The organism is Agrobacterium pusense (assembly GCF_900102105.1).
GTDB lineage: Bacteria > Pseudomonadota > Alphaproteobacteria > Rhizobiales > Rhizobiaceae > Agrobacterium > Agrobacterium pusense.
Window position 1 is genome coordinate 22,737 of sequence record NZ_FNBB01000021.1, and the last position, 8,877, is coordinate 31,613.

General features: G+C 56.7%; 7 protein-coding genes. 3 read left to right on the plus strand and 4 right to left on the minus strand.

Going from position 1 to position 8,877, the window contains the following annotated elements; translation table 11 throughout:
• Nucleotides 1-32: 32 nt before the first annotated feature.
• Together BLU28_RS25520 and BLU28_RS25525 are read right to left on the minus strand one after the other, a co-directional pair.
• Complete coding sequence (locus tag BLU28_RS25520; protein WP_092651453.1) at nucleotides 33-950, minus strand: alpha/beta fold hydrolase; 918 nt, start codon at nucleotides 948-950, stop codon at nucleotides 33-35.
• Between the two features lie 193 nt (nucleotides 951-1,143).
• Nucleotides 1,144-2,052, minus strand: coding sequence for an alpha/beta fold hydrolase (locus BLU28_RS25525; protein WP_077986072.1), 909 nt, complete (start codon nucleotides 2,050-2,052; stop codon nucleotides 1,144-1,146).
• Nucleotides 2,053-2,150: 98 nt separating this feature from the next.
• On the opposite strand from BLU28_RS25525, the gene BLU28_RS25530 reads away from it, so the two are divergent.
• From BLU28_RS25530 to treY, 3 genes are all read left to right on the plus strand, one after another.
• On the plus strand, nucleotides 2,151-2,756 hold the full coding sequence (locus tag BLU28_RS25530; protein ID WP_045535308.1) for a TetR/AcrR family transcriptional regulator: 606 nt from the start codon (nucleotides 2,151-2,153) through the stop codon (nucleotides 2,754-2,756).
• A gap of 565 nt (nucleotides 2,757-3,321) precedes the next feature.
• Nucleotides 3,322-5,127, plus strand: coding sequence for a malto-oligosyltrehalose trehalohydrolase (gene treZ / locus BLU28_RS25535; protein ID WP_077986073.1), 1,806 nt, complete (start codon nucleotides 3,322-3,324; stop codon nucleotides 5,125-5,127).
• A complete protein-coding gene (treY, locus tag BLU28_RS25540) occupies nucleotides 5,127-7,649 on the plus strand; it encodes a malto-oligosyltrehalose synthase (RefSeq protein WP_077986074.1) in 2,523 nt (840 codons plus the stop codon). The genes treZ and treY overlap by 1 nt, the downstream gene beginning before the upstream one ends.
• Nucleotides 7,650-8,197: 548 nt before the next feature.
• On the opposite strand, the gene BLU28_RS25545 is transcribed toward treY, so the two are convergent.
• Nucleotides 8,198-8,551 (minus strand): DUF982 domain-containing protein, encoded by a 354-nt coding sequence (locus tag BLU28_RS25545; protein WP_077986075.1) that lies wholly within the window; start codon nucleotides 8,549-8,551, stop codon nucleotides 8,198-8,200.
• 64 nt (nucleotides 8,552-8,615) lie between these two features.
• The coding region (locus BLU28_RS26530) for a hypothetical protein (protein ID WP_210184486.1) at nucleotides 8,616-8,877 on the minus strand (262 nt) is incomplete at its 5' end.

Consider the following 8,877-nt stretch of genomic DNA (forward strand, 5'->3'; position numbering starts at 1 on the left):
CCTCTCGTTGCGGGCTACGTTCAAAGGCGCGATCATCGGAACGTCCGGGCCAGGAAATCGCGGACGAGCGGCAACGCCTGTTCGAGATGGGTTTCCAGCAGCCAATGCCCGGCCTCGCTGAGAATGTGCAACTCCGCGTCCGGGAGATCGCGCCGGTAAGCTTGCGCCGACGCCTCGGGCATATAGCCGTCCTGCGGGCCCCACACCACCAGGGTCGGAGGGCGGTGCTCACGCAGATAGCCTTGATAGCGAGGGAACCAGTCGAGGTTTTCCTCCAGCTTTTCCATCAGGCGGACTGCCACCATTTTGCGTGTCGGCGTATCCATAAGCGGCCCATGGAGCTTCCAAAGGTCGGGAGGGACGAGGCTTGCCACTTCTTCAGAGACTTCACCGACGAACTCCTCGCGAAATCCGTCTTCACTTACGGCCTCCGCGAGAGGGCGGTGCTTCTCGGGCGACTTGTCGGCCCACCACGCTTTGATCGTCTCGTATTTAGGGCCGAGCACGTCTTCATAGATGTCACCGTTCTGGATGATCAGCGCGGCGATCCGCTCCGGGTGGGCGATGGCATGCCGCAGACCAATCTGCGATCCATAGTCGTGGAGCCAGAGCGCGTAGCGCTCCAGCCGGAGCGCCTCAGCGACGTTGTTGAGCACCTCGGCGTAAGCGTCGAAGTCATATCCGAACTCGGCGGGATCGGGGGTGTCGCTGTAGCCAAAACCCGGCCAATCGAAAGCTACCGTGCGCCACTGATCGGCGAGTGCCGGCATCAGCCTGCGGTACTGATAGGACGAACACGGGTATCCGTGGGGCAGGAGCAGAACGGGCGCGTCCATCGGCCCCGCTTCCCGGAAGAACAGGGAGTGCGTTCCAATGGTCATCCGCCGGTGGGTTATATTGCATCTGTTCACGCGTTCGCTCCTGACAGCTTCTCCATCTCCCGGAACCATCATAACTCGTTTAGCCGGTTCCGGTTCCGTCGTCGTGACGCACCGATGTTCGGCCCAGCGCGACGGGGCGGACCTATCAAGATCACGGCTCCCCACGCACGCTTCTCCAGATCAGACGACCATTCAGTCTCGATTTCAGAATGGGAGCATGAAAGGCGCAGCAGAATGGGAGCCGGTGGAGCCAGTTTCTGACTCACTTGCCGTCCGCCACAGAAGCCGCAAACCTGGCCAAATCCTTATTGAACCGCGACGCTTCTTCAAGAAATGGCGCATGACCCGAGTTGTCGTACATCTCTGACTTGATCGAGCCGTTGAACGACTTCGCGCGTTCTATACTCGGCTGCGGCCGTACCAGATTATCCTTGCCCCCATAGATCAACAGAACCGGCTTTTTTGCCTTCGCCAGTCCTTCTTTTGCCTGGACTGTCATCGAGGGGACTGTTCGCGTCATCAGCCATGATGCCACCGCTGCATTGGACAGCAGCCGTTCAAACGTCGCGTTTTCTGGCTGCGTTGCAAAGCAGAGGGCCAGGAAGGTCCGCACCATGTCGAGATGCGTCCGCAGGTCCTCTGAGGCCAGTCCTGCATAGACCTCCGGATGCGGCGTGATGAGATCGGGTTTGAGTTCGATGACACCGTCGACGTAAAGGAGGCCACCAATCCCGGCGTCGCCATGGTTGGCAAGATAGTTCGACAGCACCACACCCCCAAGAGACCAGCCCACGAGCACCGGGTTCGTCGCTCCACTTCCCCGAAGGACTGCATCGAGATCGTCTGCCCAGCGGTCGCCATCCTTGTAGGCGTCAGCGTCATCCGGCTTTGCCGACAGTCCATGTCCTCTCAGATCAAAGGTGATCAGCCTAAACTTCTGCAGGTCTGGATCGGCCGTCTGGCTGTCCCAATTGATGCGGCTGCCAAGCAGACCGTGAACGAATACAATTGGCTGACCTTCGGGATTTCCGGTTTCTTCGACGGCGATTGTAACGCCATCGGAGGATGTGACGGTATATTGCTTTTCGGCAGCCCCAGTGGCCGATGCCCCCGTAAACAAGATCACCGCAGCAAACATTCCCGTTGCGGCTCGGATGAAACGTCCTGACATAAAATCTCCAGTGGTGTTGGGCGAGAATTGGCTATTTTTAGTGATCGATACAAACTAACCACTTGATTTTCTCTGTCAAGCGGTCTTTAGTGATCACTATGAATAAGCAGATCAAACGCCGGCGCGGCGGACCGAGGACCTTCAATCGTGACGAGGCGATCGACATCGCCATGCATCTGTTTTGGCGGCATGGCTACGAAGGTGTGTCGCTAAACGATCTGACGACCGCGATTGGAATCGCACCACCAAGCCTCTATGCCGCGTTTGGGAGCAAGGCAGGGCTTTATCGGGAGGCCCTTGATCACTACTCGGGAATTCCCGGGGCTTTGTTCAACCTTGAAGGCGCATCAACATTGGAGGACACCGTGTCGGCGATCCTGCGCCAAGGGGCCGACGCCGTGACGGACCCTGCCGGTGAACGAGGATGCATGGTGTCCAGCGGCATGCTGCAATGCGCCGAAGAACATGCCGCGCTTGCGCGAGTGTTGTCTAAGGGCCGAGATATGATGAGAGAAACAATTGCTCAGGCGCTTGGTCGTTGGCTCAACTCAGATCGCGCGCGCTCCCTCGCCCGCTTTTTGGTCGTCGTGCTTCAGGGCATGTCCGTCCAGGCCCGGGACGGCGCGACGCGCGAGGAACTGGAAGACGTCGTGCAGGACGCACTGCTCGTGTCTCTCACGGCGCGCAAGACCGGAACGAAATAACAATAAAATTTCTGATTGTTCGACACTGTTTCAAGAATAGCAGGCCCTGCGTCAAGACAATTGCACCCGACGATGATGAGCCTGTGAACAAGTGGATTGCCGGAGCACTCTCCTAACCGCGCAAGTCATTTTAACAACAAAACCAACGCTCGAGTGGACAGAGACTCACCGCTTTCTATAACTCATAATTTCGCGAAAAATGAGCTATTGCATGCCGGTCTATCGCTCAGCGCCATATCTGTAACTCCGCGACAGTAAGCGGTGCGTCACGAGGTTGATCGCATAGCAAGAGGTTGGGGCTCAGTCCACCGGCCTCCCCCTTGGTCCATCACGCGACAAACCAATAATGTCGAAGAAGCGCTGATCGTTTCCCAGGAGGCTTGGTGGGCGGCAACTGGATTTTTAACTGGACATCCGGAAGATGAAATCTCTTCGATCCTCTGAGCTCCGCGATTTTTTCAAGCCCATGCACTGCACGCTGTCACGGCTTGGACTTTAATGCTGCCGGACGGGAACCGTTATCGACGCCGCCGGTTTTGCCCCGCTCAATCCTGACGGGGGAACCATGCGGTCAAAGCAACACAATCGCTCCAATGTCACAAAATCACCGGCTTGGGGCGTACGACGCTCTCCATCGGGGGGTGTCACTTTTCGAACCTGGGCACCTGGGCAAAATGAATTATACCTCGACGACGGCACGGCTTTACGATGCATGGCACGCGACGAGCACGGGTGGTTCGAGATCACATGTCCAGACGCTGTGGCAGGAACCGAATATTGCTTTGTCCTGACTGACGGACAACGGGTGCCCGACCCCGCTTCGCGGGCGCAGAAGGACGATGTCGATGGACCATCGCTCGTCACCGATCCGGATCGCTACACTTGGCGAAATATCAGCTGGAAGGGACGTCCGTGGGAGGAGACGGTAATTTACGAGATGCACGTCGGAACCTTCACGCCGGAGGGGACGTTCGAGGCCGCGGTTGGGAAACTCCCTCATCTTGCGCAGCTCGGAATTACCATGATTGAGGTTATGCCGGTTTCCCACTTCGGCGGCAACCACGGCTGGGGCTACGATGGCACTCTGCTTTATGCTCCCCACGCCGCATATGGCAGGCCGGATGATTTCAAAGCCTTTATCGATGAAGCGCATGGTTTTGGCATATCCGTCGTGCTCGACATCGTTCTTAATCATTTCGGACCGCAGGGGAACTACCTCCCCCTGCTGGCTCCGGGTTTCTTCGACAAGGATCGAAAAACCCCTTGGGGCGATGGGATAGCCTATGACGTCGACGCCGTGAGGCGATACATTTCCGATGCCCCTCTTTATTGGCTGCACGAATTCAAGCTTGATGGCCTTCGATTTGACGCGATTGACCAGATTGAGGACAATTCCGCAAAACACATTTTGGTGGAGATAGCTGAACGCATTCGGCGCGAGATCACCGATCGTGCTATTCACCTTACGACCGAGGACAGTCGCAACATCATCTCCCTGCATGAGAGAGCCACAGACGGAAGTATTCCTCTGTTCACCGCAGAATGGAATGATGACTTCCACAATGCGGTTCATGCGCTTGTGACAGGGGAAAGCGACGCTTACTATCAGGATTTCGCGGCGGCACCTGAAAAGCTTGTGGCCCGGGCGCTCGCGGAAGGGTTCGCCTACCAAGGTGAAACTTCACCCCAAACCGGCAGACCACGTGGCGTCAGAAGCGACGGCCAACCGAGCTCCGCATTTGTGGATTTCATCCAGAACCACGACCAGGTGGGCAACCGGGCCCACGGGGAACGGCTGATTACACTTGTAGGCAGCGATCGCGCCAAGGTTCTGATGGCTCTACTTCTACTTTCGCCACACATTCCTCTTCTGTTCATGGGAGAAGAATTCGGCGAGTCCAACCCGTTCCTGTTCTTTACCGATTTCCGTGATGATCTCGCAAACACAGTCCGCGAGGGTCGAAGAAGCGAGTTTGACGGCCATTCCGGTTACAAAAGCGAGACTGTTCCCGACCCCAACGATCGCACCACGTTCGAGACGTCAAAACTGGATTGGAGCAAGGCCCAATCCGAGGCGGGGGAAGATTGGTTAACGCTCTCGGGCAAGCTGCTTTTACTGAGACGGATAAAGATCGTGCCTCTTCTTCGAGGAGATAATGGCCGCGCTGGCAGAGTTGTGGAGGCAGGCGACGGATGTATTGCGGTCACCTGGAGGTTTTCTGCCGGCGCGCTTTCGATCGCCGTCAATCTTGGCGATGAAACAAGGCCGCTGCCGGATCAGCCCGGAGACGCGATTTTCGCATGGCCAGAAGAGCAAGCCGCCCTGCGAAAAAACTCAATCTTGGTTCGCCTCGCCACGGAAGCAGTATAATGACAATTCCCACAGCAACCTATCGGCTACAATTCCGCAACGGTATGACCTTTGATCGCGCAGCTGCGCTTGCACCCTATTGGAGGCGGCTCGGCATCAGCCATCTTTATGCATCGCCGATCTTCACCGCAGCACCGGGCTCGACCCATGGCTATGACGTGACCAATCCGAACGAAATCGATCCAGCGATAGGCGGCCGTGATGGCTTTGACCGGATGGTCGCCGCACTCAAAAATGAAGGTCTTGGGCTCATTCTGGACATCGTGCCAAACCACATGGCCGCATCGCTCGATAATCCGTGGTGGTATGATGTCATCAAGAATGGGATTCATAGTCCCTACGCTCGCATTTTCGACATCGACTGGTCACGCCGCCTGACATTGCCATTCCTGGGGGAATCCTTTGAACACGAGTTACAGGCCGGCAACGTTTCGATTACCGCTGATCCAACAACCGGAAAGCCGGCTTTCGCCCATCATGACAGCTACTACCCTATCGCGCCGGAGACCCGTGAAGATCGGTTGCCTGCCACCAGCCACTCTCTCAACAAAACCGAGATTGCAGCGCTTCATGACCGTCAGCCCTATCAGCTGACGTCCTGGCGCACGGCCCGCCACAACCTCTCCTATCGCCGGTTTTTTGAAATCACCGGCCTGGTAGGAGTTCGCGTAGAGGATGATGCCGTCTTCGACGCCACGCATCAACTTATACTTGAACTCGTGCGTAGTGGTGCTGTCGACGGCTTGCGAATTGACCACGTGGATGGGCTGGCCGATCCGAAAGCCTATCTCGACCGACTTCGGCTGAAGGTTGGGCAGGACTGCTACCTTATCGTGGAAAAAATCCTGGCAGACGGCGAGCATCTTCCGAACGACTGGCCTGTCTCCGGCACAACCGGATATGAATTCATTGCCGCACTTTCGAACGTCCTTGTCGACAGCGGTAAACTAGAGATGCTGCGTGGAGCCTATGATGCTTTCTGCGGTCAAAAAACCGACTTGCACGGCGAGGTTCGTGCTGCAAAGCTCCTGATGATAAATCACAATTTCGAGGGCGAATTTTCGACCTTGTTACAGCTGGCGATGACAGTGGCGCAGAAGGAAGGTAAGGATCTCAGCCTTTCCGACCTCGAAACAGCATTTCGAGAGCTTCTCGTCGCCTTTCAGGTCTACCGAACCTATGGAACACGCGAGCGACTTTCTGGCGAGGACGAGGCGCTGCTCGGCGCGATTACCGATAGTGCCCGTGTTCATCTAACTGCACCCGGCGAGACAGCGCTCGCTTTCATAATCAGCATTCTCAAAGGATCCGTTTGTGATGCGGCGGCTTTCCTTGCGGGTGAATTCCGCGTCCGTTTCCAGCAACTGACTGGGCCGTTGATGGCAAAGTCGATCGAAGACACACTTTTTTTCCGCCAGCACATGGCACTCGCGCTCAATGAGGTGGGGGCGGATCCGCTGCCACGCCCGTTTTCTCTTTGGCGATTTCACGAGGCGATGGCGGATCGCCTCAAGCGCCAACCGGACGGATTGTCGAGCACTTCGACCCACGACACCAAACGCGGAGAAGACGCGCGCGCGCGGCTGTCGACGCTCAGTGAAGCACCTGAAATCTGGGCGGCCAATGTTGCGCGATGGTGCGACACCAACCGAACCGTGATCGCGGAACTGGACGATGGTCCTGCGCCGGAGCCCTCGGTGCAGTGGATGCTTTACCAGGCTCTTGTCGGCGTGTGGCCTGCCGAGCCCGGGGTACCGACAGGACCGGAGTTGGACGCACTAGAGGCGAGGTTTCTTGTTTACGTCGAAAAATCTCTGCGTGAAGCCAAGTTGCGAACCAACTGGGGCGACAATAACGACGCCTATGAAAGAGCCGTACTCGCCTATGCGTCAAATCTCTTTGCGCCTGAGAACAGCGTCTTTCTGAATGACTTTGTCCATTCCATCCAGCCATTCGTTATGGCGGGCCTGCGCAATTCCCTCAGCCAGACGATCATCAAGCTGACGGCGCCTGGCGTCCCAGATATATATCAGGGCAGCGAGAGCCTTGATCTCAGCCTCGTTGATCCAGACAACCGTCGAGAAACGCCCTTCAAGCAATTTTACTCACGTCTTGAGGAGAGCGCGGCTATCGATTTTAGCTTTGAAGATGAGATGCGCAACGGGGTGACCAAACAACGCGTCATTTGTCGCATATTGGAGTTGCGGCGCCGTCACCCTGACCTGTTCCGCAGGGGCAACTATGCGCCCCTTTTTGATGGATCTCCATCAATAGTGTCGTATGCGAGGACCCACAGCAACCAGGCCGTTATCGTCATGATCCCACGCCTCGGTCTGCAACAACTCCTCGGAAACGAGCAAATCAAGGCAAATGATCTAGCAATGCGCGATAGCTTGCCGTCCACCTTGCGCGGCGTTTACACGGATGTCTTGTCCGGAAGCACATACCACGCCGGTGAGATTGAAGGCTTGCGCTTTGTTGAACATCCGTTTTTTGTGTTTTACCGACAAAACACAGCGTAGCGCCGAGGGCCTTGCGCAATCCAACCTGTTCGGCTACCGCAACCCGTTGTGAGAATACGTGCCGGCGTCGGCGATGAAGCGCTTGTCCGGTTGAATGAGCCTAACGTCTGACGCCTACTGCCGCATGTTCCGGGCATGGAGCGCGCCCACACCTGCGATTGGTCTGGGGCAAAGCGGCAATCATTCCGGCAGCTAACCACCGCGACAGGCTTGCGCGCTTCTCAACATTGTCGTGATGATGATCGGATGCCCGCACATCGCATAATCCGGGCGCATGCGCAGATGGAGCCTCAGAATCAAGAATTTCGCACCCGAGGACGAGGCTCTCTGTCAGCGAAGCATGACCGCCGGGCTATTGTTAAAATGAAAGTCCCGCACGAGAGGAATGGCCACTTGCTCGATCACGGCCACGCCGGAATGTGCCCTTGCCACTAGCCAGCGTGAACCACAACACGCGTTTCGGTCGACCACCCCCCGGGGCGCCGTTGGCCCCACGCGTCGCAGACCGCGATCGCCCCTACAGCTCGCCCACGATCAAGCGCAAGCGACTAGCCTGGGTGATTATAATTAGCTCTATCGGTTATCCTCGAGCCTTCTTTCGGAGAGAAATTTGCTCTACCTCCCCTTGAAGACGGCCCGAAAGATAATGTTTCGTCCTTTTGACGCTGCACAATCTGCGCTTCCTGAGCCGCCTGCAAGAACATGTCGCGAGCCCAGTCTGCGCCTTGACGTCCAGCGAGTGCGGCACGGCAAGCGCTCCTTGCACGTACGTAAGCGGGGCCTCTTTTGTCCGGCCATTCATCCAATAGGAAAATGAGAGCATCAAAAGGGCCGTAGACGGTTTGTCGCCCACCTTCTGTGCTTAAAATCGTTACGGGGCTAACCCATCGGGAATTATTCATCAACGTGTTCCTCCAATTCACGTCTAACTGTCGGCTGCACTCCCTGTTCCTCAGTCAGACTGAATTATTGCACTCTGACCCGATGCCCTTTCGAGGATAACGGAACCAAAGGTCTTGCTGCCGGTCGATCCAGATCATCCTTAGACTTGCGGTGCAGCAGATGGCGAAAGCTCCTGACGACATTCCTGGTCTCGACGAGGACCGGTAGGCGTTGCTCGGCCGCAGCGACCTCACCGTCTGAGCGTTGCTTCAGCGCCTCATCCGACAGGCGGTTTTTGTCCCATCTGCTTGCTTTCCAAATTTCCAGGAACATTGGCCCTGGTCTG

What these genes read in the sequence shown, in the direction of transcription:
- BLU28_RS25525 (WP_077986072.1), bottom strand. Translation starts at nt 2,052, where the DNA reads ATGTCAGGACGTTTCATCCGAGCCGCAACGGGAATGTTTGCTGCGGTG.
- treY (WP_077986074.1), top strand. Translation starts at nt 5,127, where the DNA reads ATGACAATTCCCACAGCAACCTATCGGCTACAATTCCGCAACGGTATG.
- treZ (WP_077986073.1), top strand. Translation starts at nt 3,322, where the DNA reads ATGCGGTCAAAGCAACACAATCGCTCCAATGTCACAAAATCACCGGCT.
- BLU28_RS25530 (WP_045535308.1), top strand. Translation starts at nt 2,151, where the DNA reads ATGAATAAGCAGATCAAACGCCGGCGCGGCGGACCGAGGACCTTCAAT.
- BLU28_RS25545 (WP_077986075.1), bottom strand. Translation starts at nt 8,551, where the DNA reads ATGAATAATTCCCGATGGGTTAGCCCCGTAACGATTTTAAGCACAGAA.
- BLU28_RS25520 (WP_092651453.1), bottom strand. Translation starts at nt 950, where the DNA reads ATGGTTCCGGGAGATGGAGAAGCTGTCAGGAGCGAACGCGTGAACAGA.